This window comes from Streptosporangium fragile (assembly GCF_039534445.1).
GTDB lineage: Bacteria > Actinomycetota > Actinomycetes > Streptosporangiales > Streptosporangiaceae > Streptosporangium > Streptosporangium fragile.
In genome coordinates, this window is record NZ_BAAAVI010000011.1 from 20632 (window position 1) to 45592 (window position 24961).

At 73.3% G+C, this 24961-nt stretch carries 19 protein-coding genes and 1 pseudogene; 11 read left to right on the top strand and 9 right to left on the bottom strand.

The window, feature by feature from the left end; genetic code table 11:
- The first annotated feature begins 103 nt into the window (after positions 1 to 103).
- The gene (locus ABD841_RS09630; RefSeq protein ID WP_344969886.1) at positions 104 to 1288 is read left to right on the top strand and encodes an MFS transporter; all 1185 of its coding nucleotides are present in this window, start codon (positions 104 to 106) and stop codon (positions 1286 to 1288) included.
- A gap of 101 nt (positions 1289 to 1389) precedes the next feature.
- On the opposite strand, the gene iolD is transcribed toward ABD841_RS09630, so the two are convergent.
- The 7 genes from iolD to ABD841_RS09665 form a co-directional block, all read right to left on the bottom strand.
- Positions 1390 to 3228 (bottom strand): 3D-(3,5/4)-trihydroxycyclohexane-1,2-dione acylhydrolase (decyclizing), encoded by a 1839-nt coding sequence (iolD, locus tag ABD841_RS09635; protein ID WP_344969887.1) that lies wholly within the window; start codon positions 3226 to 3228, stop codon positions 1390 to 1392.
- A complete protein-coding gene (iolB, locus tag ABD841_RS09640; RefSeq protein ID WP_344969889.1) occupies positions 3229 to 4047 on the bottom strand; it encodes a 5-deoxy-glucuronate isomerase in 819 nt (272 codons plus the stop codon).
- A gap of 67 nt (positions 4048 to 4114) precedes the next feature.
- Positions 4115 to 4996 (bottom strand): Cgl0159 family (beta/alpha)8-fold protein, encoded by an 882-nt coding sequence (locus ABD841_RS09645; protein ID WP_344970072.1) that lies wholly within the window; start codon positions 4994 to 4996, stop codon positions 4115 to 4117.
- 143 nt (positions 4997 to 5139) lie between these two features.
- Positions 5140 to 6195, bottom strand: coding sequence for a 5-dehydro-2-deoxygluconokinase (iolC, locus tag ABD841_RS09650; RefSeq protein WP_344969891.1), 1056 nt, complete (start codon positions 6193 to 6195; stop codon positions 5140 to 5142).
- Positions 6192 to 7202, bottom strand: coding sequence for a TIM barrel protein (locus ABD841_RS09655; protein ID WP_344969893.1), 1011 nt, complete (start codon positions 7200 to 7202; stop codon positions 6192 to 6194). The genes iolC and ABD841_RS09655 overlap by 4 nt, the downstream gene beginning before the upstream one ends.
- Complete coding sequence (locus ABD841_RS09660; RefSeq protein WP_344969894.1) at positions 7199 to 8176, bottom strand: Gfo/Idh/MocA family protein; 978 nt, start codon at positions 8174 to 8176, stop codon at positions 7199 to 7201. The genes ABD841_RS09655 and ABD841_RS09660 overlap by 4 nt, the downstream gene beginning before the upstream one ends.
- A 90-nt stretch (positions 8177 to 8266) precedes the next feature.
- Entirely contained in the window at positions 8267 to 10042 is a 1776-nt protein-coding gene (locus ABD841_RS09665; protein ID WP_344969896.1) for an aminotransferase-like domain-containing protein, read from the bottom strand.
- A 67-nt stretch (positions 10043 to 10109) separates the two neighbouring features.
- On the opposite strand from ABD841_RS09665, the gene ABD841_RS09670 reads away from it, so the two are divergent.
- Positions 10110 to 11015 (top strand): DMT family transporter, encoded by a 906-nt coding sequence (locus ABD841_RS09670; protein WP_344969898.1) that lies wholly within the window; start codon positions 10110 to 10112, stop codon positions 11013 to 11015.
- Here ABD841_RS09670 and ABD841_RS09675 read toward each other — a convergent pair.
- Positions 10972 to 11259, bottom strand: a complete 288-nt coding sequence (locus ABD841_RS09675; protein WP_344969899.1) for a hypothetical protein — start codon at positions 11257 to 11259, stop codon at positions 10972 to 10974. The two genes, ABD841_RS09670 and ABD841_RS09675, sit on opposite strands and share 44 nt — an antisense overlap.
- A gap of 289 nt (positions 11260 to 11548) precedes the next feature.
- On the opposite strand from ABD841_RS09675, the gene ABD841_RS09680 reads away from it, so the two are divergent.
- From ABD841_RS09680 to ABD841_RS09710, 7 genes are all read left to right on the top strand, one after another.
- Positions 11549 to 13201: a fumarate hydratase gene (locus ABD841_RS09680; protein WP_344969901.1), complete on the top strand. Its 1653-nt coding sequence runs from the start codon at positions 11549 to 11551 to the stop codon at positions 13199 to 13201.
- A 184-nt stretch (positions 13202 to 13385) separates the two neighbouring features.
- Complete coding sequence (locus tag ABD841_RS09685) at positions 13386 to 15212, top strand: serine/threonine-protein kinase (protein WP_344969902.1); 1827 nt, start codon at positions 13386 to 13388, stop codon at positions 15210 to 15212.
- A gap of 35 nt (positions 15213 to 15247) precedes the next feature.
- Positions 15248 to 16927, top strand: a complete 1680-nt coding sequence (locus ABD841_RS09690) for a serine/threonine-protein kinase (RefSeq protein WP_344969904.1) — start codon at positions 15248 to 15250, stop codon at positions 16925 to 16927.
- A 111-nt stretch (positions 16928 to 17038) separates the two neighbouring features.
- Positions 17039 to 18430 carry a class II fumarate hydratase gene (locus ABD841_RS09695; protein WP_344969906.1) on the top strand — a complete coding sequence of 464 codons (1392 nt, stop codon included), beginning with the start codon at positions 17039 to 17041 and terminating at the stop codon, positions 18428 to 18430.
- 83 nt (positions 18431 to 18513) lie between these two features.
- Complete coding sequence (locus ABD841_RS09700; RefSeq protein ID WP_344969907.1) at positions 18514 to 18900, top strand: tautomerase family protein; 387 nt, start codon at positions 18514 to 18516, stop codon at positions 18898 to 18900.
- A 129-nt stretch (positions 18901 to 19029) separates the two neighbouring features.
- Positions 19030 to 19776, top strand: a complete 747-nt coding sequence (locus tag ABD841_RS09705) for a 3-hydroxybutyrate dehydrogenase (protein ID WP_344969909.1) — start codon at positions 19030 to 19032, stop codon at positions 19774 to 19776.
- 35 nt (positions 19777 to 19811) lie between these two features.
- On the top strand, positions 19812 to 21758 hold the full coding sequence (locus ABD841_RS09710) for a helix-turn-helix domain-containing protein (protein ID WP_425581968.1): 1947 nt from the start codon (positions 19812 to 19814) through the stop codon (positions 21756 to 21758).
- Positions 21759 to 21995: 237 nt separating this feature from the next.
- Here ABD841_RS09710 and ABD841_RS09715 read toward each other — a convergent pair.
- Positions 21996 to 22208 (bottom strand): annotated as a pseudogene (locus tag ABD841_RS09715) (DNA-directed RNA polymerase subunit alpha C-terminal domain-containing protein); the annotation flags it as partial.
- A gap of 379 nt (positions 22209 to 22587) precedes the next feature.
- On the opposite strand from ABD841_RS09715, the gene ABD841_RS09720 reads away from it, so the two are divergent.
- Positions 22588 to 23907, top strand: a complete 1320-nt coding sequence (locus ABD841_RS09720) for an MFS transporter (protein WP_344969913.1) — start codon at positions 22588 to 22590, stop codon at positions 23905 to 23907.
- Positions 23908 to 23928: 21 nt separating this feature from the next.
- Complete coding sequence (locus ABD841_RS09725) at positions 23929 to 24957, top strand: alpha/beta fold hydrolase (RefSeq protein WP_344969915.1); 1029 nt, start codon at positions 23929 to 23931, stop codon at positions 24955 to 24957.
- Positions 24958 to 24961: the final 4 nt, after the last annotated feature.

Genomic DNA, 24961 nt, shown 5'->3' on the forward strand with positions numbered 1-24961 from the left:
GGTCACCCGGCGGAATCGCAAGGTGATCACCCATTGACCCCCGGGTGGACCACCCATACCCTGGCGGGAACTTGAACCCCCCTCATGTTTCCTGGAGGTCGTCGTGCCGACCCCACGTGACCGGCGGGCGCGGGTGGCCACCTGGGCCGCGTTCTTCGTCCAGGGCCTCTGCTTCGCCACCCTGCTCACCCATGTGATCGACCTCCAGCACAAGTTCGAACTGAGTGACGGTGACCTCACCCTCGTCCTGCTCCTGGTGCCGGTGATCGCCGGTGTCGGGAGCGGCGCCGCGGGCCTGCTCACGAGCAGGTACGGCAGCGCCGCGATCCTGCGGGTCTCCCAGGTGGGCGTCTGCGCCGTCGTGGTCCTGTCGGGCTGGAACGACCGGCTCGCCGGTCTCTACGCGCTCAGCGCCCTGTTCGGCCTGCTGGTGGGGGCGGTCGACGCGGCGATGAACATGCAGGCGGTCGCGGTCGAGCGCCGGTACGGCATGAGCGTGCTGACCGGCTTCCACGCCGTGTGGAGCGTCGGCTCGATGCTGGGCGCCGGGATCAACTCGGCCTTCAGCGCCCTCGGCGTGGAGTTGGGCTGGGCCTTCACCGTCCCGGCGGCGATAGGCGCGGTGGTCTCGGTGGTCATGCTCCCCCGCCTGTACGGGCGGGACGAGGAGAATGTGCCCGAGCGGGCCACGGGGACGGCGCGGGCGGCCCGGGTGCCGTGGCGGCCGATCATCCCGCTCTGCCTGGCGATGGCGTTCCTGTACGTCGGCGACGCGGCGGTCTCCAACTACGGCACGGTCTACATGGAGAAGGCGCTGCACGCCGGCGGATGGCTGGTGCCGTTCGGCTACCTCGTCTACCAGGCGACCATGCTCCTGGCGCGGGTCCCCGGCGACCTCGCCGTGCGCAGGTACGGCCCGGCGCCCGTGGTCCGCGCGGGCGCGATCATCGCGGCGGCGGGCACGGTCGGCATCGTCGTCGCGCCGGGCGTCCCGGTGGCCGTGGTGGCGTTCGGGCTGGTCGGCATCGGTCTGTCGATCATCGCCCCCCAGTCGTTCTCCGCCGCGGGCCGCCTCAGCGCCGGGGCGGAGACCGCGATCGCGCGGGTCAACATGTTCAACTACGTCGGCTTCCTGGTCGGCGCCGCGGTGGTGGGCACCGTCAACGACGTCGTGAGCGCGCGTGCGGCGTTCATCCCGGCCGCGATCCTGGTCGGCCTGGTCGTCTTCCTCGCCGGAGGCTTCCGGCCCGCCCCGGAGCCCACCGCCCGCGGTGCCGCCCCGGCCTGAGACGGGAGGCCCGCAGACCTTCCCCGCCTGAGACGGAGGCGCGGAGACCTTCCCCGCCTGAGACGGAGGCCCGGAGGCCGTCCCGGGCGGGCGGAGACCGGTCAAGGACAAGGACGCTGGTCCCGTTTGGCCTCCTCGTAGGCGGCGCGGGCCGCGCGGACCTCCGGCAGGTCCGAGACCTCGGCGACCGGCACGTCCCACCAGGCGGTGGTGTCGGGGCCGGGGCCGGGAACCGTCTCGACGTACACGACGGTGGTCCCCGACGCCTCGCGGGCCTTGAGCAGGGCGGCCCGCAGCGTCGGAGGGTCGGCGGCGCGCAGCACCTCGGCCCCCAGGCTGGCCGCGTTGGCGGCCAGGTCCACCGGTAGCGGCGGGCCGTCCAGGTCACCCGAGGGGCCACGCATCCGGTAGGCCGTGCCCAGACGCCCGGCACCGACCGATTCCGACAGGTTGCCGATGGAGGCGAAGCCGTGGTTGTCGACCAGGACGATGACGAGCTTGACGCGCTCCTGCACGGCGGTGGCGATCTCCTGGGCCATCATCAGGTAGGAGCCGTCGCCGACCAGCACGAACACCTCGCGCTCCGGCGCGGCCAGCTTCACGCCGAGCCCGCCGGCGATCTCGTAGCCCATGCACGAGTAGCCGTATTCCACGTGGTACTGCCCGGGGTCCGAGGCGCGCCACAATTTGTGCAGGTCCCCGGGCATCGACCCGGCCGCGTTGACCACCACGCCGCCTTCGGCGACGTCGTTGAGCATGCCGAGCACGACCGGCTGGGTGAGCGCGTCACCGGTGGTGACCCGGGAGACGTGCCGCTGCCAGTCGCGGGTCAGCCTCGCCGCCCGGGCGGTCCAGCCGGGGTCGGCCCGCCAGCCGCCCGGGGCCAGCGCCCGCAGTGCCTGGCGGGCGTCGGCGACGAGCATCCCGCCCGCGTGCTTGGCCGCGTCGAAGGCGGCGATGTTGACGGTGAGGAAGGCCGCCTGGCCGAACAGGGTGCGGGAGGCGGTGGTGAAGTCGCTGTAGCGGGTGCCGATCCCCAGGACCAGGTCGGCCTCGCGGGCCAGCGCGTTGGCCGCCGCGGTGCCGGTGTGCCCGACGGCGCCGACCGCGCACGGGTGGTCGTGTGGCAGGACGCCCTTGCCCGCCTGGGTTTCGGCGACCGGGACGCCGTGCTCGTGGGCGAAAACGGCCAGCTCGGTCCAGGCCTGGCTGTACTTCACCCCGCCGCCGGCCACGATGAGCGGCCGGTGCGAGCCGCGCAGCAGCGCGTGCGCCCGCTCCAGCGCGGCCGGCTCGGGGAGGGGCCGGGGGATGTGCCAGACACGGCGGGCGAACAGCGCCTCGGGCCAGTCGTACGCCTCCGCCTGCACGTCCTGGGGCAGGGCGAGGGTGACCGCGCCGGTCTCGGCCGGGTCGGCCAGCACCCGCATCGCGCCCAGCAGCGCCGCGGGCAGTTGTTCGGGCCGGTCGACGCGGTCGAAGAACCGGGAGACCGGGCGCAGCGTGTCGTTGACGCTCGCCCCGGGCAGGCGGGGGTCTTCCAGCTGTTGCAGGACCGGGTCGGCGACGCGGGTGGCGAAGATGTCGCCGGGCAGCAGCAGCACCGGCAGGCGGTTGACGGTGGCCAGGGCCGCGCCGGTGACCAGGTTGGTGGCGCCCGGCCCGATCGAGGTGGTGCAGGCCAGGGTGGACAGCCGGTTGCGGGTGCGTGCGTAGCCGACCGCGATGTGCACCATGGCCTGTTCGTTGCGGGCCGGGTAGTAGGGCAGGGCGGCGCTCGTGCCGGCGCCCTGTTCGGCCAGGGCCTGGCCGATGCCGGCGACGTTGCCGTGGCCGAAGATGCCCAGACAGCCGGCCACCAGCCGGTGCTGTTCGCCGTCGCGCTCGGTCCACTGGTTGGCGAGGAACCGCACCAGTGCCTGAGCCACCGTGAGTCTCATTCACAACGCCTTCGTCATCGGAACCCTGGGGTCGATCGGCTGCTCCGCCCAGGAGGTGCGGACCCACGCGTGCCGGGGGTCGTCGCAGCAGGCCATCGACCGTTGCCCGGCGGGCCCGGCCAGCACGTTCAGGTAGTACAGGTCGTAGCCGGGGGCCGCCATCGACGGGCCGTGGTAGCCGTGCGGGACCAGGACCACGTCACCGCTGCAGACCTCGGCGAGGACGTCGTGGGTGCCGTAGACCCGCTGGTAGCCGGGGCCGCCCTCGAAGTAGTAGATCTCCTCCAGCACGGCCTCGTGCTCGGAGAGGGTGTCGTGCTTGTGCGGTGGGTAGGACGACCAGTTGCCGCCGGGGGTGAGCACCTCCACCGCGACGAGTTTGTCGCAGTCGAAGGCGTCCGGGGCGCAGAAGTTGTTGACCTGCCGCGTGGCCTGCCCCGCCCCTCGTACCTCGACCGGGACCTCGTGCGCCGGACCGTACCGGACCGGGAAACGGTGGGTCGCGCGGGCCGAGGGGAACGCGAAGCGGCCCTCGCCGGTGATCCGGACGATCGCGCCGATCGGCAGGTACGCGAAGTCGGTCACCGCGTGGAAGACCGAGGTCCTGCCGTCCAGCACGAGCCGCACGCCGTCGCACTCGATCACGCACGCGCCCGACAACGGCAGGACGAGCATCTCCTCGTCCTCGGTGGCGAACTCGACGCTCTCACCGGACAGGCAGAGCAGGCGGAGCCCGGCGTAGGTCCATCCGGCCGACTCGGGAGTGATCGACAGCGCCCAGGGCGCCCGCACGGTGCTTCCTGCCGGGATGAAGGTCATGGCTGCTCCTCGCATGGCGGCTCGCCGTGGCACGACCCACCGGCGCCGTACCGGCCTGCTCGCTCGGTCATGCCACCTCCAGCATGGCCACGGCGGTGTCGACGGCCGCGGCCACGTCGTCATCGGAGGGGTACAACAACGCGCGGCCCACCACAAGACCCCGGACCCCGGGAAGTCGCAGAGCCTTGCGCCAGGCGGCGTAAGCCTGCTCCGGCGTGTCGCCGGGATCACCGCCGAGGAGCAGTGTGGGAAGCGTGGTGGCGCGCATCACCCGTTCCATGTCCTCGACCACGGGGATCTTCAGCCACGTGTGCGCGGAGGTGGCGCCGAGCCCCTGGGCGACGTGCACGGACCGGATGACGCCCTCGGGTGACAGGTCGTGGGCGACCGCGCCGCTCACCCGGCGGGACCAGAACGGTTCGACCATCGCGACCAGGCCGTGCCCGGCCAGCTCGGTGATCGCCTGGGCGCACGACTCCAGGGTGCGGGCGGTGGCGGGGTCGTCCAGGCCGATCCGGCAGAGCATCTTGCCGCCGTCCAGGCGTCCCCGGACGATCGAGGACGTGTCGTAGGCGGTGAACCGGTCGTCGAACTCGAAGGTGGAGCCCTGCAGGCCGCCCCGGTTCATCGAGCCGATGACGATCTTGTCGTCCAGTGCGCCGAGCAGCATGAGGTCCTCGACGACGTCGGGGGTGGCGAGCAGCCCGTCCACACCGGGCCTGGCCAGGGCGATCATGAGCCGGTCCAGCAGTTCGACCCGGTCGCCCATGGCGAAGGGGCGACCGCCGACGCCGACGGCACCCCTGGCCGCGTGGTCGGCGGCGATGACGAGGATCCGGTCACGTCTCTCCAGCAGCCCTCTGCGCCGCCGCGCCGCCGCGGCCTCCGCGATCCGCTCGGGGAAGCGCGCCCGCGTCTCCAGCAGCATCCGGTGGTCCTCCTCCCGCATGACCCCGGCCGCCCGCACGCCACCATCCGGTCGCACGCCGCCATCCGGTCGCACGGCACCGCCAGGTCGCACGGCACCACCCGCCCGCGCGCCACCGCCCGGACGTACGGCGCCGCCCGCCCGGACGTCGCCGTCCGCCCCGCTCACCGCGCGCCCCCGGTGTCCGGCTCCGCCGCGCGCCCGGCGGGCGAGAGCACGTCGCGCGGTGGTTCGCCGGGTGCGGAGCCGTCCGCCGGAGAACCGCCAGGGGAGAGCTCGTCGACGGGGCGCCCGTCGAGGACGGCTTCGATCTCGGCGAGTACGGGCATGGCCGGGGCGCAGGCCAGGCGACCGGCGACGATCGCGCCGGCCGCGTTGGCCAGCCGCAGCGTCCGCTCGAGCGGCAGCCCGGCCAGCAGACCGTGACACAGCGCCCCGCCGAAGGCGTCACCCGCGCCCAGCCCGTTGACCACCCGCACCGGCACCGGCGCCACCTCCACCGTCTCGCGCGCGGTCATCCCCAGCACTCCGCCGCTGCCCTGCTTGATCACCGCCAGCTCCACCCCGGCCGCCAGCAAGGCCTCCCCGGCCGCGTGCGGCTCGGCGCGCCCGGTGGCCACCGCCGCCTCCTGCACGTTGCCCACCGCCACCGTGACCTGCCCCAGCGCCGCCCGCACCTGCTCTGCCGCCTGCTGCTCACCCGCCCAGAACATCGGCCGGTAGTCCAGATCCAGCACGGTCAACGGCGCCCGGCCCCGGGCCCGCCAGGCCGCGAAATGCGCTGCCCGGGACGGCTCCTGCGACAGTCCCGTCACCGTCGCCCAGAACACCCCGGCCCCGGCGACGGCCGCCAGATCCAGTTCCTCGGCCCGGATCTGCAGATCCGGCGCCGTGGGAGACCGGTAGAAGAACAGCGGGAAATCCTCCGGCGGCCGGATCTCGCAGAACGTCACCGGGGTGGGCAGGTGCGCCACCGCACTGACATACCGGTCGTCGACCCCGTAACCGCGCAACGCGTCGAGGATGAACAGGCCGAACGGATCGTCCCCGACCCGGGTGATCACCGCGCTGGCCCGGCCCAGCCGGGCCGCGGCCACCGCCACGTTGGTCGGGCTGCCGCCCAGATACTTGCCGAAGGTCTCCACCCGCCGCAGCGAGACCCCCACCTGCAGCGGGTAGACGTCCACCCCGACCCGCCCCATCGTCAGCACCTCGATCATGCCGTCCCCTCGCCCGTCCCCTCGCCCGTCTCCCGGCCGGGTCCGGCGGGCCCGCCCGGCCCGGCGGAGCCGTCCGGTCCGGCCGGTGCTCCCGGTCCGGCCGGTGCTCCCGGTCCGGCCGGTGCTCCCGGTCCGGCGGGCCCGCTCAGCCCGGCGGAGACAGTGGGCAGGGCCCGGAGGTAGGCCAGGCCGGTGCGGACGTCCCGCCCGGGATCGGCGTGCTCGCCGGTCACGATGACGTCCTGCTCCAGCACGTACCAGCCGTCGTAGCCGGCCGCCGTCAGGGTCGCGACGATGCCGGCCACGTCCACGTCGCCGTGGCCCAGCGGGCGGTACAGGCCCCGGGCCACGGCCCGGGTGTAGCTCAGGGCTCCGGCGCGCACCCGGCCCGCCAGGGCGGCGTCGACGTCCTTGAGGTGCACGTGCGCGATCCGGCCGGCCGCGCGCGCGGCCAACGCGCCCGGATCGGTGCCGCCGATGAGCAGGTGACCGGTGTCCAGGCACAGCGGCACGGTGCTGCCGGCCAGCACCCGGTCGACCTCCTCGCCGGTCTCGACCATGGTCCCGACATGCGGGTGCACCACGAGCAGGCGGCCCGCCTCCTCGGCCTGGCGCCCGATCCGGTCCAGGTTGCCCAGCAGGGTCCGCCAGCCGTCCGCGTCCAGCGACGGCCTGCCGTCGTAGCCGTCCACGCCGGTCGCGGCGGCCACGACCACCGCGGTGTCCTCGTCGGAGGCGGCCAGCGCGGCCCGGATCCGCGGCGACGGGTCGCGGGCGGGGTCGTGCAGGACGACCGGGACGAACCCGCCGACCGCCCGCAGCCCGTAGCCGGCCAGCAGTGCCCGACGGCGCTCGGGCTCCGGTGGCAGGAACCCGTCCGGGCCCAGCTCGGTGGCCGTCAGGCCCAGCCCGCGCATCTCGGCCAGGACCCGGTGCGGGGGGAACTGGTACCCCCACCCCGGCACCTCGCACACCCCCCAGGAGATCGGCGCTCCGGCGACCCTCACCCGGACACCTCCTCCAGGCGCACCGGCCGCCCCGCACGCCGGGACAGCTCCGCCGCCTCGGCGACGTAGAGCGCGGCCAGGGCGTCCTCGACGGTGCACGGGCTCTCGCGCTCGCCCCGCGCCGCCGCCAGGAACGCGCCGAGTTCGGCGATGTAGGCCGCCTCGAACCTCGTGGCGAAGTCCGGCCAGGGCTCGCCCGGCGGTTGCAGTCCTTCCGCGCCGGTCAGCGGAGCGCGCGGGTCGAGGCCGACGACCTGGGTCCGCAGGGTGCCCGCCAGCTCCATCCTGACGTCGTACCCCCCGCCGTTGTAGCGCGAGCCCTGCAGGGTGACGAGCGTGTCGTCGTCCAGGGTGAGCAGCGCGGCGCTGTTGTCCACGTCGCCGGCCTCGGCGAAGAAGGCCGCGCCGCGGTTGGCGCCGGTCGCGTAGACGCTCTCCACCTCGCGGCCGGTGACCCAGCGCAGGATGTCGAAGTCATGGATGTGGCAGTCGCGGAAGATGCCGCCCGACAGCGGGACGTAGCCGGGGGCGGGCGGGCCCGGGTCGGCGGTGACCATGTGCACCCGGTGCAGCGCGCCCAGCTCGCCACCGTGCAGCGCCTCGCGCGCGGCCGTGTAGCCCGCGTCGAAGCGCCGCTGGAAGCCGATGTGCACGACCGTGCCGCTCTGCCTGACCGCCTCCAGCACCTGCAGGGTCTCCGTCACGCTCGGCGCCACCGGCTTCTCGCAGAGCACCGGCACCCCCTTGGCGCAGGCGCGCATGACCAGCCCGGCGTGGGTCGCGGTGGGGGTGGCGATGACCACCGCGTCGGCGTCGAACGCGTCTCCCACCTGGGCTCCGAACCGCGCGGCCACCTGCGCCGCGCGCTCTTCGTCCGCGTCGCTCACCACCAGCTCGCCGACCCGGGGATGCGCGGCCAGGGTCGCGGCGTGGAACGCCCCAATCCGCCCCAGGCCCATCAAACCAACACGCATATCGCCTCCGAGGGAGAAAGCGGTCGATCTCCAGTTCTAGGCGAACACGTCTGCGGCGTCAAGAATTTGTCAGGACATTCTGATGATCTATCAACCCGTATGACACCACGCGTGGGACCGTACCCGCAGGCGAGCGCCGGACACGGCCCCGCCGACCGGCGCCGGACCGGGCGGACCGGGCGGCGGTCGGCGGGCCGGGCCGGGTGACGGTCGGCGGGCCGGGCCGGGTGACGGTCGGCGGGCCGGGGCCGTGCCGACGGAACCGCGGTGCCCGGCGGGCGGACCGGGCGGCGGTCGGCGGGCCGGGGCCCTCGCGAAGGAGCGGATCACCTCGTCGGCGCGGTGCACGGGAAGGCGGGCGAAGCCGATGACCAGGGCGGGCGGGCCCGGGGCGTGCCGTGTGGCGCTCACCGGCTCGGCCGCCAGGCCGCAGGCCCGGGCCGCGTCGACGGCGCGGCGCTCCTCCCAGCCGCCCGGCAGTTCGGCGAACAGGTGAAGCCCGGCCGAGACGCCGTGCACGGCGACCTCGGGGAGGTGCTCGCCCAGGGCCCGAACCAGGGCGTCCCTGCGGGCGCGGTACTCCCGGCGCATCTTCCTCAGATGCCGGTCGTAGCCGCCGGTCCTGATGAAGTCCGCCAGGACGTACTGGTCCAGCACCGGTGATCCCAGATCCAGCTCCCCGCGGGCCACCCGCACCGCCTCGGCGACCTCGGGCGGGGCGGCCACCCAGCCCAGGCGGAGTCCGGGCGCCAGAGCCTTGCTGACGCTCCCGACCAGGACCACCCGGTCCGGGGCGAGCCCCTGCAGGCAGCCCACCGGATCGCGGTCGAAGCGGAACTCGGCGTCGTAGTCGTCCTCCAGGATCGTCGCACCGGTCTCGGCGGCCCACGCGATCAGTTCGGCGCGGCGGGCGGGTGAGAGCACGACCCCGGTCGGGTACTGATGCGCGGGCGTGAGCAGCACCGCCCGGGCCCCGGTCAGGGAGAGGGCCCGCGTGTCGACGCCCTCGCCGTCCACCGGGACCGCGACCAGGTCGCCGCCGGCGGCGCGGAGCAGCGGGAGCTGGCGCAGGCTGGTCGGGTCCTCGACCGCCAGCAGGATCCGGCCGGGACGAGGAGCGGGGTGCGCGTTGCGCAGCACGAACCAGTCGAGATCGTGGCGGGCCCGGCCCGGCGGGAAACGTCCGGCCAGCGCCTGGACGGTGAGGCTCAGCCCCTGGGCCACCCCGCCCACGATCACCAGGTTGCCCGGGTCGACGTCGGCCGCGCGGACTCTCCCGAGGTAGGCGGCCAGTTCCCGCCGCAGGTCCGGTACGCCCCCCGGGTCGCCGTAGTCCAGCGCGTCGGCGGGCAACGTGGCGAGCGTGCGCCGCAGCGAGGCCAGCCACCGCTCCCGGGGGAAGGAGCCCAGGTCGGGTGAGGTGGCCCGGCGCCCGTAGTACGGCTCGCGGGCCTCGGGAGCGCCGGCGCCGTACGCCGGGCGGGGGTGGGACGGCGCGCCACTCGGTGAGCTGGGATCACCGCGGGGTGGTGACGCGCCGTCCGACGGCTGGGGCGAGCCGCCGGGGCCGGTGAAGCTGGACGGTTCGGACGGGCCCGGCACGTGGGAGGGGAGGCGGCTCACGGCCGGGGCCACGACGGTGCCCGCGCCGACCCGCGAGATCAGGAAGCCTTCGGCCACGAGCTGCTCGTAGGCCTCCACGACCACGCCCCGGGAGAGCCCGAGGTCCCTGGCCAGCTCCCTGCTGGCGGGGAGCCGGACCCCGGCGGCCAAGCGACCTCGTCGTACGGCCTCCCGGAGTTCGCGGGCGATCTGGGCGGCGATTCCGCCTGCCGCCCGGTCGACGGTGAGATGCAGGTCGGCCAATTGGTCCTCTGTTCCGTCGGGTCATTGGACCCGGCAAGGGAGCCATTGGCTTCCTAGCATCCCCCATATGAGGGTAGATGTCAGTATCACCTCCTCTTGCCGATGGGATGTTCGCGGCCTGGGCGAGGCTGCGGGGGCGATGTTCCTGGTGGGCACTCTGGCGGGAGTGTCGGGGGTGATCCAGGACTATCCGGTCTACGGTGGCCAGGCCCTGCGCTACTTTCTGGCCGCCGTGATCCTGATCGCCCTCGCCCAGGCCGGGGGGCTGCGACCGGTGCCGCTCACCCTCCGGGAGACGGCGCTGCTCGTGGCGCTGTCCCTGACCGGACTGGTGTTGTTCAACGTCTGCGTCATCGAGGCCACCCGGCACGGCGGCCCGGCCTTGGTGGGGACCGTCCTCGGGACCGTCCCACTGGCGCTGGCCCTGCTCGGCGGCCGCCCGTCCCCGCGAATCGCCGGGGCGGCCGCGGTGGTGGTCGCCGGGGCCACGGTCGCCACCGGGCTCGGCAGCGGCGGCCCGGCCGCCCTGCTCTGGTCGCTGGGCGCGCTGGCCTGCGAGGTCTGCTTCTCCCTGCTGGCCATCCCGCTGCTGCCGAAGCTGGGCGCGGTCCGCGTCTCGGCGTACTCGGCGGCACTGGCCGTGCCGCTGCTGGCGGTCGGCGGCCTGCTCGCGGACGGTGCCGCGATGCTCCGGCCGCCGACCGCCGCCGAGGCGCTGGGGCTGGGGTACCAGGCGGTGGTCGTCACCTGCGTGGCCTTCTTCCTCTGGTACGACGCCCTGCCCAGGCTCGGCCCGGGAGTCGCGGGGCTGTTCGCGGGGCTGATCCCGGTCGGCGCCGTCGCCACCGGGGCGGTCCTCGGGCTCGGTACGCCGACCGCGCCCGATCTGCTGGGAGCCGCCCTGGTGGTCACCGGCATCGTCATCGGCCTCAGCGCGGGGTCTCCGCGGGCGGCTGCGCCGCCTGGTCCGTGATCGCGGTGGACGCGGCGGGCTGCGCCGCCTGGTCCGTGATCGCGTCGAGTGCGGGCGACGGCATCTGCTCCGGCACCAGGGGAGGCAGCTCCGGCGCCCCGCCGGTGATCACATTGAGCGCGGCGGGCCACTGCGGCGTCTGGCCGTGGATCCCGGTGAGGACGAGCGTTATCAGTGACACCGCCAGTCCGGTGATGATGATCACCCCGATTATCGCGAGCATCACGACATGTGAAGTCTCCATGATCGCCTCCGGATGGTCGCCACCGTGCTTTCGCCGGATGGCTCCGCCCGACATTTCATCTGCTCCTACCTGTCATCTTCGGACTCCCCGTGACGGCGGACGCCATGGTGGTCCAATGCTTGGGTCAAGCTGATTTGCCCTTCCATGCCGCCCGGAGGCCCGGGGGAAACCCCGGGGACAGGCCCCCGGGAAGCCCCGCCGTCCTCCTGGAGACCCCCGCCGGGAGGCGCGACGGGAGGCCGTACCCTCTAGGAGGACTGGAGAAGGCTCCCACGGAGGATCGACGACGATGCCCGAGTTCGACTACACCGACCTGCTTCCCATGGGACCGGATGAGACGGAGTACCGTCTCATCACCACCGAGGGGGTGCGCGTCGTCGAGGCGGCGGGGCGCAGGTTCCTGGAGGTCGAGCCCGAGGCGCTGCGGCTGCTGACCGAGACGGCGATCCATGACATCTCCCACTACCTGCGCTCGTCCCACCTCGCCCAGCTGCGGAAGATCATCGATGACCCCGAGGCGAGCGGGAACGACCGCTTCGTCGCCCTCGACCTGCTGAAGAACGCCTCGATCTCGGCCGGTGGCGTGCTCCCGATGTGCCAGGACACCGGTACGGCCATCGTCATGGGCAAGCGCGGGCGGCACGTGCTCACCGACGGCGCCGACGCCGAGCACATCTCCCGCGGTGTCTACGACGCCTACACCAAGCTGAACCTGCGCTACTCCCAGATGGCCCCGCTCACCATGTGGGAGGAGAAGAACACCGGCTCCAACCTGCCCGCGCAGATCGAGCTCTACGCCGAGGACCCGGGCGGCCACGCCGACGAGTACAAGCTGCTGTTCATGGCCAAGGGCGGCGGCAGCGCCAACAAGTCGTTCCTGTACCAGGAGACCAAGGCCGTGCTGAACGAGAGGCGGATGCTCCAGTTCCTGGAGGAGAAGATCCGCTCGCTCGGCACCGCGGCCTGCCCGCCGTACCACCTGGCGATCGTCGTCGGCGGCACGTCCGCCGAGTTCGCGCTGAAGACGGCGAAGTACGCCAGCGCCCGCTACCTGGACGCCATCCCCACCGAGGGCTCCCCCACCGGTCACGGCTTCCGCGACGTCGAGATGGAGGCCAAGGTCTTCGAGCTCACTCAGAAGCTCGGCATCGGCGCCCAGTTCGGCGGCAAGTACTTCTGCCACGACGTCCGCGTCATCCGCCTCCCCCGGCACGGCGCCTCCTGCCCCGTCGCCATCGCGGTCTCCTGCAGCGCCGACCGGCAGGCGCTGGCCAAGATCACCCCCGAGGGCGTCTTCCTGGAGCAGCTGGAGACCGACCCCGCGAGGTTCCTCCCGGAGACCACCGACGAGCACCTGTCGGACGACGTGGTCAAGATCGACCTCAACCGCCCGATGCCGGAGATCCTGGCCGAGCTGACCAAGTACCCCGTCAAGACCCGCCTGTCGCTGACGGGCCCGCTCGTGGTCGCCCGCGACATCGCCCACGCGAAGATCGCCGAACTCCTCGACGCCGGCGGCGAGATGCCGCAGTACCTCAAGGACCACGCGGTCTACTACGCCGGTCCGGCCAAGACCCCCGAGGGCTACGCCTCCGGCTCCTTCGGCCCGACCACCGCGGGCCGCATGGACTCCTACGTCGAGCGCTTCCAGGCCGCCGGCGGATCCATGATCATGCTGGCCAAGGGAAACCGCTCCAAGCAGGTCACGGACGCCTGCAAGACGTACGGCGGCTTCTACCTCGGCTCCATCGGCGGCCCCGCCGCCCGCCTCGCCCAGGACTGCATCAGGAAGGTGGAGGTCCTGGAGTACCCGGAACTGGGCATGGAGGCGGTCTGGAAGATCGAGGTCGAGGACTTCCCGGCCTTCATCGTGGTCGACGACAAGGGTGAGGACTTCTTCGCCGACACCACCGGTCCCGTCCTGACCATCGGCCGGCGCTGACCGCCGGAGCCGCCCCGACGCCGACCGCCGGGGCGGTCGGCGGTCCCGGCGGAGGCCCGGCCGACGGGAGACCGTCACGGAGCGCTTCCCAACTGTTACAAGCATGAAAATCTGACAGAAGATCGCAAGAAGATTCGGCCCGGTCTCTACTGGTCTCATTACGCAAATCGGTAAGCTGCACAGCATGCGTGCGCCGCCCGGATACCTCCTTGCAGCGCGCTACCGGCTGTCGGAGCCGGTTGGGCGCGGCGGCATGGGCACCGTATGGCGAGCACACGATGAGTTGCTCAACCGTGAGGTGGCAGTCAAGGAGGTCCGCCTCCCACTGGTCCTCGACGAGGATCTCCGTGCCGAGCTGTGTGCCAGGACCGAACGCGAGGGCCGGGCCACCGCCATGGTGGCCCATCCCTCGGTCATCACCGTCTTCGACGTCGTCACCGAGGACGAGCGTCCCTGGATCGTGATGGAGTTGCTCCGCGCCAAGTCACTGGAGCAACTCCTGCAGGGCTACGGCCCGCTGCCGCCACGCCAGGTGGCGGAGATCGGGCGGCAGGTCCTCGGCGCGCTGCGCGCCGTGCACGCCAAGGGGATCCTCCACCGCGACGTGAAGCCCAGCAACGTGCTCGTGACCGACGACCGCGCGGTGCTCACCGACTTCGGCCTGGCCGCCCTGGAGGGCGACGTGTCGATCACGCAGGCGGGCATCGTGCTGGGCTCGGCCGGATACATCGCCCCGGAGCGCGTCCTGGGCGCCAAGGCCAACCCGGCCGCCGACCTGTGGTCGCTCGGCGCGACCCTCTACACCGCCGTCGAGGGTCGCGGCCTGCACGGGCGCCGTACGGCCGCCGCCGCGCTGGCCGCCCTCACCAGCGGTGAGCCGATCCCGATGGAACGGGCCGGACCGCTGACCCCGGTGTTGCAGGGCCTGCTCACGATCGACCCGAACGCGCGGCTGGACGCGGTACGGGCCTCGCTGATGCTCGCCCGGGTGGCGGCCGGCGGCACGGCCGACGAGGCCTTCACCAAGCCCGTGGCCGCGCCGGAGGCCCGGCCCGGAGGCGACGGCGGGCCCCAGGACGGCCTGCCGCACAAGGGCGAGGGCAGGTTCAGCAGAATGCTGCGCAAGACCCGGAGCCGGCCCGGCACCCAGTCGCGCGGAAGTGCGGGAGGATCGGCGCCCGCCCCGGCGCGCGGGCCCCAGGGCGGGTCCGGCGGCACCTCGGGCCGGCCCTCCGGCGGGTCCGGGAGCGGGTCCGGGAGCGGGTTCGGCACCGAGCCGCGGCGCAGGTCACCGAGTGGATCCGGCGCCGGTTCGTCGGGCGGGCCCGACAGCTGGTTCGGCGCGAGCTCGTCGGGCGGGCCCGACAGCTGGTTCCGCGCGAGCCCGTCCCGTACCGGCGGGACCGGGCCACGCGAGAACCCGCCTGCCGGGCCCCAGGGTCCGCCGACCGGAACCTGGCAACACCGGTCCCAGGACCGGCTCGACGAGACCTCGCCACACCGGATCCAGGGCCCGCCCACCGGAACCTGGCAACACCGGTCCCAGGACCGGCTCGACGAGACCTCGCCACACCGGATCCAGGGCCCGCCCACCGGAACCTGGCAACACCGGTCCCAGGACGGGCTCGACGCCGAGGCCGCGCGCAGGGCCGAGGGCAGGGCGGACAGGGGCACGGGGAACATCGCCGTGCCTCCCTTCGGCCGTCGCCCGCAGCACCGCGGAGTGCACCGGATCGGCTCCGCTCCGTCACCGTCGCCGCGTCCCTCGCCCCCCGGCACGTCCCCTCCCCCGCCGAGGCCGACGCAGGCACAGGGACAGGGACAGGGACAGGGACAGGGACAGGGACACGAAGCCGCGCCCCGCGTGCAGCGACGTCCCGGTGAGGGCGTTCACCGGAAGCCGACGCAAGCCTCGCAGTCCTATCGCCCGCTTGTCCGTTTTATGACACCCTTCATAAGGTTGATACTCCCCCGCCTCCTGTGGCCGAGGGAGCTCCGCAAGCGCGGGTAAAGCGCTTCTCAAGGTGGAATGGCTATCTTCTTCTCATGCCGGAACAGCAGATGCGCGTGCTCGCGGACCGTTACGAGCTGATCGCACCGCTCGGCCGGGGCACGATGGGCACGGTCTGGCGTGCCCATGATCGTTCCCTCGGCCGCGAGGTCGCGATCAAGGAGATCCGCCAGGAGCCAGGGCTCACCGAGGGCCAACGCGCCGAACTGCGGGAACGTATGATCCGTGAGGGTCGTACGGCCGCCCGCATCAGCCACCCGTCGGTGGCCACCGTCCACGACGCGATCGTCGAGGACGGCAGCCCCTGGATCATCATGGAGCTCGTGCAGGCCCGCTCCCTGGAGCAGGTGATCGAGGAGGAGGGGCCGCTCCCGCCCCGCCTGGTCGCCGAGATCGGGGTCGACCTCCTGGGGGCGCTGCGCGCGGCCCATGCCCAGGGGGTGCTCCACCGCGACGTCAAGCCCGGCAACGTGCTGATCACCGAGAGCGGCCGGGTGGTCCTCACCGATTTCGGCATCGCCAAGGCCGAGGGCGACACGAGCCTCACCAAGACCGGCATGGTGATCGGCTCCCCCGGATACACCGCGCCCGAGCGGGCCCGCGGCGAGCACAACGGGCCCGAGTCCGACCTCTGGTCGCTCGGCGCGACGCTGTACTTCGCGGTGGAGGGCCGCCCCGCCTACGAGCGGGCGTCGGTGGCGGAGACGCTGGCCGCGCTGATGAGCGAGCAGGTCGACCCGCCGACCCAGGCGGGGCCGCTCCGCCCGGTGCTGGAGCAACTGCTGGAGAAGGACTACCGGCTACGGCTGACCGCCGCCCAGGCGAGCGTGATGCTCCGCGCCGTCGCCGAGACCCCCTCGCACCTGGCGGACTCGCTGCCGGCGGAGCCCCCGCCCGCGCCCGCCCCGGCGTCCACCGTGACCCCGCCCCCGGCACCGTCCGCCCAGGCTCCGGCGGCCCCCGCGGCTCCGGCCGCCGCAGGCGAGGGGGGCCCGGCGGAGAGCGCCGACGACGGTGACGGCGACGACTTCGACGCCAACCGCACCGTGGTCGTCATCCGCCCCAAGGGCGGCCTGCGCATTCCCGCCGGTCCGGCGCCCGCCGCGGATTCCTCGGCGGCCTCGTCCACCGCCCCGTCCTTCCCCGCCTCGTCACCGGACGGTCCTCCGGTGGCCGGGCCGGGCGCCCCGGCCGCGCACGAGCTCGGGACACCGGTCGCGGGACGGCAGGGCCCTCCGGGGCTCGGCACCCCGGTCGCGCGGCGGCCCGGATCGCCCGACGCTCCTCCGGCGGGCGGGCCGGGGATCGGGCCGTCCGACACGCCGCCGCACGGCTTCCCCTCGGCCGCGAACGGGCTCGGGACGCCGGTCGCCGGCCGTCCGGGCCCCGCGGGACCGCCGTACGGGCCCTTCCCCGGCGAGCCGGCGGCGGACACCGCCATGATGCCCGGTCTCGACCCGGCGGGCGGCCCACCCTCGCCGGAGCCCTGGTCGCAGCCGGGCCCCGAAGCCGCCAACGGGGGCTACGGCCGGCCCCCCGGCCTGGGGACCGACCTGTTCGCGATCTCCGGCCAGAGCGGCCCCACGGCCCCGGGCAGCCCGGGGCAGCAGCAGTCCTCGTCCTCGAAGAGCAGGATCGGCATCCTGGCCCTCATGGGCGTCGCGGCCATCGCCCTCGTAGTGATCATGATCCTGGTGGTGGCGGCCTTCGCCTGACGCGACCGGGGCGGCTCCGGCCGCCCCGGAGCGGGGCGAGGTGACCGGTCCGGCCGAGGCGCGGGCAGGGTGTCCGGTTTGATCCGTCCGGCAGGACGCAGACTGGTAACCATGAGCGAGTATCGGATCGAGCATGACTCGATGGGCGAGGTACGGGTTCCGGCGGGCGCGAAGTGGCGGGCGCAGACCCAGCGGGCGGTGGAGAACTTCCCCGTGTCCGGACGCGGCCTGGAGAGCGCGCACATCGCCGCGCTCGGCCTGATCAAAGCGCTCGCCGCCGAGGTCAACGCCGAGCTCGGGGTGCTCGACAAGGAGCTGGCGCAGGCGATCGCCGAGGCCGCGACCGACGTCGCGGAGAACGAGTGGGACGGCGAGTTCCCCGTCGACGTCTTCCAGACCGGCTCCGGCACCTCGTCCAACATGAACGCCAACGAGGTGATCGCCACCCTCGCCGAGGAACGGCTGGGCCGCCCCGTCCACCCCAACGACCACGTCAACGCCTCGCAGTCGTCCAACGACGTCTTCCCCACGTCCATCCACGTGGCGGCCATGATCGAGGTGACCTACCACCTGATCCCCTCGCTGCGCCACCTGGCCACCGGGCTGCGGGCCAAGTCCGCGGAGTTCGAGCAGGTCGTCAAGGCCGGCCGTACGCACCTGATGGACGCCACCCCGGTCACGCTGGGCCAGGAGTTCGGCGGCTACGCCACGCAGGTCGACAACGCCATCGCCCGGGTGCGCAGCGCGCTCCCCCACATGGCGCAGCTCCCGCTGGGCGGCACCGCGGTCGGCACCGGAGTCAACACCCCGCCCGGCTTCGCCACCAAGGTCATCGAGAAGCTGCGCGAGGCCACCGGGCTGCCGTTCTCGGAGGCCCCCGACCACTTCGAGGCGCAGGGCGCCCGGGACGCGATCGTGGAACTGTCCGGCCAGCTCCGCACGGTCGCGGTCTCGCTCAACAAGATCGCCAACGACCTGCGCTGGATGGGGTCGGGCCCGCGCACCGGGCTGGGCGAGATCAACCTGCCCGACCTGCAGCCCGGCTCCTCGATCATGCCCGGCAAGGTGAACCCCGTCGTCCCCGAGGCGGTGACCATGGTGGCCGCCCAGGTCATCGGGAACGACGCGGCGATCGCCTTCGCCGGCGCCGCGGGCAGCTTCGAGCTGAACGTGATGCTCCCGGTCATCGCGCGCAACGTCCTGGAGTCGGTGCGGCTGCTCGCCGGCGTCTCCCGGCTGCTGGCCGACCGCTGCGTGCACGGCATCACCGCCAACGTCGACCGCCTGCGCGAGTACGCCGAGTCGTCGCCGTCGATCGTGACGCCGCTCAACCCGTACGTCGGGTACGAGGAGGCGGCCAGGATCGCCAAGCAGGCCCTGGCGGAGCGCAAGACGATCAGGGAGGTCGTCATCGAGCGCGGCCATGTCGCCAACGGCACGTTCACCGAGGAGCGCCTCGACACGCTGCTCGACGTGCTGTCGATGACCCGGCCGCCGGCGTAGCCCGCCCGTCCGTCCGCGCCCTCCGGCGGCCCTCCGGAGGGCCGCCGGAGGGCACCGGAAGGAGACCTGGAAGACTCTGCGGCATGCCTCAGATCAAGTTCTACGGCCGCCGCGACGTCTGGTCGGACCGGCGGCAGGAGCTCTCCGACACCGTCCACGGCTGCCTGGTCGACGTATGGCGGCTCCCCGAGGACAAGCGGTTCCACCGGTTCCTGCTGCTGGACCCGGAGGACATGATCTGCCCACAGCGTGGTGAGCGGTACGTCATCGTGGAGATCCTCGGTTTCACCGGCCGGTCGGACGAGGCCAAGCGGGAGCTGATCCGCGCCCTGTTCGCCCGCGCCGAGAAGGACCTGGGGCTTACGGCCGACGATCTGGAGGTGGTGATCCTGGAGTCCCCCAAGGTCAACTGGGGCATCCGCGGTGTGCCGGGCGACGAGCTGGAGCTGACCTACCCGGTCACCGTCTGAGCGCGCCGCGGCGCCACCGCGCACGCCGGCATGCGGTGTCGCCACGCGGCGCCGCCACACAGGGAGTGCCCGGAGTATGTGGCCGGGCGACATGTGCCGGGGTTCGGGCCATTGCCTAGATTCAGCAGCATGATTGACCTAGCCGGCCGGCGGGCCGTGGTGACCGGTGCGGGCAGCGGGATCGGGCGCGCCTGCGCGCACCGGCTGGCCGCCGCCGGGGCGCATGTGGTGGTGGTCGACGTCGACGCCGAGTCCGCGGCGAAGGTGGCGGCCGAGGTCTCGGGGACGCCCGTCGTCGCAGACCTGTCGGCGCCCGACTTCGTGCGGGAGATCCCGCCGGGCGCCGACATCGTGGTGAACAACGCCGGGTTCCAGCACGTCGCCCCGGTCGAGGAGTTCCCGCCCGAGGTGTTCTCCAAGATCCTCAAAGTCATGGTGGAGGCGCCGTTCCTGCTGGTCCGGGCGGCCCTTCCGGGGATGTACGAGCGCGGATGGGGACGGATCGTCAACGTCTCCTCCATCCACGGGCTCCGCGCCTCGCCGTACAAGGCGGCGTACGTCACCGCCAAGCACGCGTTGGAAGGGCTGTCGAAGGTCGTCGCCCTCGAAGGCGCGGCGCACGGGGTGACCTCCAACTGCGTCTGCCCCGCCTACGTCCGGACGCCCCTGGTGGAGAACCAGATCGGCGCGCAGGCCGGGACGCACGGCATCAGCCGGGACGAGGTGGTCGAGCAGATCATGCTGGCCCCCGCCGCGATCAAACGGCTGATCGAGCCGGAGGAGGTCGCCGAGCTCGTCGCCTACCTGTGCGGGCCGCACGGCTCCTTCATCACCGGGGCCTCGCTGCCCGTCGACGGCGGCTGGACGGCCCGCTGAGCACCACCCGCCGCGCCGGTCCGACAATGGACGGCATGAGCGGCGCACAGGTCTTCCTCGAACTGCTGGCCCGGGAGGCCTCGGCCGTGGAGTTCGAGGGACCTGTGCTCGCGGCGCGGACGGCCGGCGCCGACCCGGCGACGCTGGCCGAGCTGGAGGAGGCCAAGCTCGCCGCGTTGAAGGTGCGGGCGCTGCTGCGGCGCAGGGCCAGGCGCGAGGCGGAGCTGTCGGCGCTGTTCGACACGGCGGGCGACCTGGCCGGGCTGCGCGACCTGGACGCCGTCCTGGAGGCCATCGTGCACCGGGCCAGGCAGCTGCTCGGTACCGACGCGGCCTACATGACCCTGCACGACCCCGAGCGGGGCGACACCTGGATGCGGGTGACCGACGGTTCGGTGTCGGCCAAGTTCCGCGCGCTGCGGCTCGGCATGGGCTCCGGTCTCGGCGGGCTGGTGGCGCAGACCGCCACGCCGTACGCGACCGCCGACTACTTCGCCGACGAGCGCTTCCGCCACAAGAGCGACATCGACGACGCCGTGCTGGAGGAGGGCCTGGTCGCCATCCTCGGCGTGCCGCTGAAGCTGGGCGCGCGGGTGATCGGGGTGCTGTTCGCGGCCAACCGGAGCGTGCGCCCCTTCACCCAGGACGAGGTGGTGCTGCTCGGCTCGCTGGCGGCGCACGCGGCGGTCGCGATCGACAACGCCCGGCTGCTCCAGGAGACCAGGAACGCCCTGGAGGAGCTCAGCGAGGCCAACCGGCAGGTGAACGCGCACAGCGAGGCCGTGGAGCGCGCCGCGCTCGCGCACGACCGGATGACCGGGCTGGTGCTGCGCGGCGGTGGGGTCGAGGACGTGGCCGCGGTGGTGACGGAGGTGCTCGGCGGCTCGCTGACCGTGCTCGACGACGCCGGGCGGCCGATCGCCGGGGACGCGGGCGTGCTGGACGAGGGCGCCCCCGGCGCGGGCGCCGACGGCCCCGGCGCGGGCACGGGCACAAGCGCAGGCACGGGCACGGCGCGGGAGCCGAGGACGGCGGCGGAGGTGATCGCGGAGGCCGCGCGGTCGTCCAGGGCCCTGGGACGCACAGTGCGCCGGGGGGACCTGCTGGTCGCGTCGGTGGACGTGGGGGCCGAGCCGCTGTGCACGCTGGTGCTGCGCAACGGCGGCTCGGTCTCGGACGCCGACCAGCGCATCCTCGAACGGGCCGCGCTGGTCACCGCGCTGCTGCTGCTCTTCCGGCGCACGGTGGCCGAGGCGGAGGGCCGGGTCAGGGGCGAACTGCTCGACGACCTGATCTCCCGGCCCGGCCTGGACGGCCTGGCCGAGCGGGCCCGGCGGGTCGGGGTGGACCTGGACGCCGACCACGTGGTGGTCGTGGTCCGCCACGGTGGGGGGCGCGAACGCGCCGCGTTCTGGGCGTCCTCCCACGCCGCGCTGCACCACGGCCTGGCCGCCCAGCGCGGGGACGAGGTGGTGCTGCTGCTGCCCGGCGACCGGCCGGGACCGGTCGCCAAGCGGCTGGCGGCCGAGCTGAGCGCGTCCCTGGGACACCCGGCCACCGCGGGCGCGGGCGGCCCCGTACGCGGCCCCGCCGAGGTGGGCGCGGCCCACCGGGAGGCCCAGCGCTGCGCCGACGCCCTGGTGGCCCTGGGACGGGCCGGGGAGGGTGCCGGCGCCGCCGAGTTGGGCTTCGTCGGGCTGTTGGTGGGCGAGGGGCGCGACATCGGCACGTTCATCGCCTCGACGATCGGCCCGCTGGTCGACTACGACGCCCGCAGGGGCACCGCCCTGGTGCGGACGCTCACCGCCTACTTCGGCACGGGCGGCTCGCTGGCCCGGACGAGCGAGGCGCTGCACATCCACGTCAACACCGTCACCCAGCGCCTGGACCGCATCGGCCGGCTCCTCGGCGAGGGCTGGCAGACACCCGACCGCGCCCTGGAGATCCAGCTCGCCCTGCGCCTGCACCGCCTGCGCGGCTGAACCCGCCCGATCGGCGGATTCACCCCGCCGGGTCCCACCCGGAGGGCCAGGTCACCGGCCCCGGCCGCCCGGAGCCAGATGGGGCAGGGGGAAGGTCACGAAGGTGGGGGACGGGCCTTCCCACGACCATGCCGCGTGGTCGGCTCCGGCGACGGCCAGCAGGTGGCCTCCGGGGTGGAAGGCCACCGTGCAGATCATGTCGACGAAGGTGGCACGTGTGCGGGGGACGTCGTGCGGGCGCAGGGACAGGTCGACGTCGGCGAGCCTCTGCTTGATCTCCTCGACGCTTTCGCGGCCGATGCCCGCGATCGCCAGCAACTCCTCATCGCTGTGGGCGGCCAGTTCACCGCATGTGTGAATGCCCTCGCGCTTCAGGCGGTTGTACGAACGGACCGTGAGGTCGAGTTCCTCGATGGGCAGAGCTTCGTTACGCCGCAATGCCGCGTCCGTCACCATGCGTTCTCCTTGAGATCACGCTCTCCCCGGGGAGAGGGTCCCGCCACCCTTCCGGGGTGTCAACTCGCGCCGGCCCGCGGGACGTCCTCCCGGGCGCGGTCCGGCGGCCCGGACTCCGCCGGCGGCGCGCACGCGCTCTTCGCCCACGGGGATCGCCGCCCGCGGGTCCCCGCCGGACGGCGGCTCCCGCCGCCGGTCCCGTTCCCCGCCCCGGCATGCCGCCCGCCCGGACCGCGGAGACCCGGAATCCGCCGGGCCCGGCCCCACACAGGATTCCCGGCAGGTATGGGGATCGGACCCATAGGAGTGACGTCCGTCACTACGTACGGTGGCCGGAATCCCCCCCCAACAGCGATCCTTCGTGGTGAGTGAGATGGCAGAGAAAAACCGCACGCCCATCGGAAAGATCGTCGGTGCGAGCCTGATCGGCACGACGATCGAGTGGTACGACTTCTTCCTCTACGGCTCCGCCGCTGCGCTGATCTTCCCGAAGCTGTTCTTCCCCGAATCCGAACCGCTCACCGGCACCCTCCTGGCGTTCCTGACCTACGCGGTGGGCTTCGTCGCCCGCCCGCTGGGCGCGCTGGTCTTCGGACACTACGGCGACCGGCTGGGCCGCAAGAAGCTGCTGGTCGTCAGCCTGCTGTTGATGGGCGGGGCGACCTTCCTGATCGGCTGCCTGCCCACCCACGCGGCGATCGGCACGGCGGCCCCGCTGCTGCTGACCGCGCTCCGGCTCGTCCAGGGTTTCGCCCTCGGCGGCGAGTGGGGCGGCGCGGTGCTCATCGTCTCCGAGCACGGTGAGGCCGAGCGCCGGGGCTTCTGGGCCTCCTGGCCGCAGGCGGGCGCCCCGGGCGGCAACCTGCTGGCCACCGCGGTCCTGGCGGTGCTGGCCGCGGTCCAGACGGACGAGGCCTTCCAGAGCTGGGGCTGGCGCATCCCGTTCCTGCTCTCCGGCGTGCTGGTGCTGGTCGGCCTCTGGATCCGGCTCTCCATCAGCGAGTCGCCGATCTTCCAGCAGGCGGTCGCCAACCGCAAGCCCTCCCCCTCCCTGCCGATCGTGGACGTGATCAGGTACCACTGGCGGGACGTGCTCATCGCGATCGGCGCCCGCTTCGCCGAGAACGTCTCCTACTACGTGATCACCGCGTTCGTGCTGGTCTACGCGACGAACGCGGTGCAGCTGAGCAAGCCCATGGTGCTCAACGCGGTGCTGATCGGGTCGGCCGTGCACTTCGTGTCGATCCCGATGTGGGGTGCGCTCTCCGACCGGCTCGGCCGCCGGCCCGTCTACCTGATCGGCGCCGCCGGGGTGGGCCTGTGGGCCTTCGCGTTCTTCCCGCTGATCGACACCAAGAACTTCGCCGCGATCACGTTGGCCGTCACGGTCGGACTGATCCTGCACGGCGCGATGTACGGACCGCAGGCGGCGTTCTTCTCGGAGCTCTTCGCCACGAGGATGCGCTACTCGGGCGTGTCGATCGGCTCCCAGCTCGCCTCGATCGTCGCCGGCGGCCTGGCTCCGCTGATCGCGGTGGCCCTGCTGGACGCCTACGGGTCGTCGTTCCCCGTCATGCTGTACGTGCTCGGTTCCGCCGTGCTCACCCTGATCACCGTTTATGTCGCACGCGAGACCCGGGGGCGCGACCTGGCCACCCTCGGCAGCGCCGACGAGACCACGACCACCCGCTGACCCCCTACGGAGAGAGATCTGATGCACATCGAGAGCCGACGGGTGCCCACCGCCCGGATCACGCAGAACGTCCTGTCGGTGGCCGGGGACGGCGCGCCGGGGGACGGTGAGACGGTCCTGTTCGTGCACGGCAACGTGTCGAGTTCCGTCTTCTGGCAGGGCACGCTGCTCGGCCTGGCCGAGGCCGGTCACCGGCCGCTCGCCGTCGACCTGCGGGGCTTCGGCGAGACCGACCCCGCCCCGGTCGACGCCACCCGCGGGCTGCGCGACTACGCCGACGACGTGCTCGCGCTCCTGGACGCCCTCGGGCTGGACGGGGTCCACCTGGTCGGCTGGAGCATGGGCGGCGGCGTGGTGCTCCAGGCGCTGCGCGACCGGCCGTCCGCGGTGCGGAGCGTCACGCTGGTCAACCCGATCTCACCGTACGGCTTCGGCGGCACGCACGGCGCCGACGGGACGCTGAACCACCCCGACGGCACCGGCGGCGGGGCGGGCGGCGCCAACCCGGACTTCGTCAAGCTCCTGGCGGCCGGTGACACCTCGGCCGACTCGCCGGTCTCGCCGCGGAACGTCCTGCGCACCGCGTACGTCAAGCCCGGCACGGAGATCGAGGACGAGGACGCGCTCGTCGCGTCCATGCTCTCCACCCGGACCGGCGACGACCACTACCCGGGTGAGGTGGTCACCTCCGAGCAGTGGCCGGGGGTGGCCCCCGGCACGCGCGGGGTGCTGAACGCGTTCGCGCCGACGCACTTCCGCCTGGACGACCTGCACACGATCGACCCGAAGCCGCCGATCCTGTGGATCAGGGGTGAGGCCGACGTGATCGTCTCCGACACCTCGCTGTTCGACCTGGCCCATCTGGGGGCGCTCGGCGTCGTCCCCGGCTCGCCGGGCACCCCGGCGCAGCCGATGATCGCCCAGACCCGGGCCGCCCTGGAGCGTTACGGCGACTACACCGAGGTCGTGCTCGACTGCGGGCACAGCCCGCACATCGAGCGCCCCGAGGAGTTCCGCGCCGCCCTCGCCGACCACCTGAAGCGGAGTTGACGGT

Excerpts from the sequence above, each read along its gene's own strand:
- iolD (WP_344969887.1), bottom strand. The coding sequence starts at position 3,228 with ATGAGACTCACGGTGGCTCAGGCACTGGTGCGGTTCCTCGCCAACCAG.
- iolB (WP_344969889.1), bottom strand. The coding sequence starts at position 4,047 with ATGACCTTCATCCCGGCAGGAAGCACCGTGCGGGCGCCCTGGGCGCTG.
- ABD841_RS09645 (WP_344970072.1), bottom strand. The coding sequence starts at position 4,996 with ATGCGGGAGGAGGACCACCGGATGCTGCTGGAGACGCGGGCGCGCTTC.
- iolC (WP_344969891.1), bottom strand. The coding sequence starts at position 6,195 with ATGATCGAGGTGCTGACGATGGGGCGGGTCGGGGTGGACGTCTACCCG.
- ABD841_RS09660 (WP_344969894.1), bottom strand. The coding sequence starts at position 8,176 with ATGCGTGTTGGTTTGATGGGCCTGGGGCGGATTGGGGCGTTCCACGCC.
- ABD841_RS09670 (WP_344969898.1), top strand. The coding sequence starts at position 10,110 with ATGAGGGTAGATGTCAGTATCACCTCCTCTTGCCGATGGGATGTTCGC.
- ABD841_RS09675 (WP_344969899.1), bottom strand. The coding sequence starts at position 11,259 with ATGGAGACTTCACATGTCGTGATGCTCGCGATAATCGGGGTGATCATC.
- ABD841_RS09680 (WP_344969901.1), top strand. The coding sequence starts at position 11,549 with ATGCCCGAGTTCGACTACACCGACCTGCTTCCCATGGGACCGGATGAG.
- ABD841_RS09685 (WP_344969902.1), top strand. The coding sequence starts at position 13,386 with ATGCGTGCGCCGCCCGGATACCTCCTTGCAGCGCGCTACCGGCTGTCG.
- ABD841_RS09690 (WP_344969904.1), top strand. The coding sequence starts at position 15,248 with ATGCCGGAACAGCAGATGCGCGTGCTCGCGGACCGTTACGAGCTGATC.
- ABD841_RS09695 (WP_344969906.1), top strand. The coding sequence starts at position 17,039 with ATGAGCGAGTATCGGATCGAGCATGACTCGATGGGCGAGGTACGGGTT.
- ABD841_RS09700 (WP_344969907.1), top strand. The coding sequence starts at position 18,514 with ATGCCTCAGATCAAGTTCTACGGCCGCCGCGACGTCTGGTCGGACCGG.
- ABD841_RS09705 (WP_344969909.1), top strand. The coding sequence starts at position 19,030 with ATGATTGACCTAGCCGGCCGGCGGGCCGTGGTGACCGGTGCGGGCAGC.
- ABD841_RS09710 (WP_425581968.1), top strand. The coding sequence starts at position 19,812 with ATGAGCGGCGCACAGGTCTTCCTCGAACTGCTGGCCCGGGAGGCCTCG.
- ABD841_RS09720 (WP_344969913.1), top strand. The coding sequence starts at position 22,588 with ATGGCAGAGAAAAACCGCACGCCCATCGGAAAGATCGTCGGTGCGAGC.
- ABD841_RS09725 (WP_344969915.1), top strand. The coding sequence starts at position 23,929 with ATGCACATCGAGAGCCGACGGGTGCCCACCGCCCGGATCACGCAGAAC.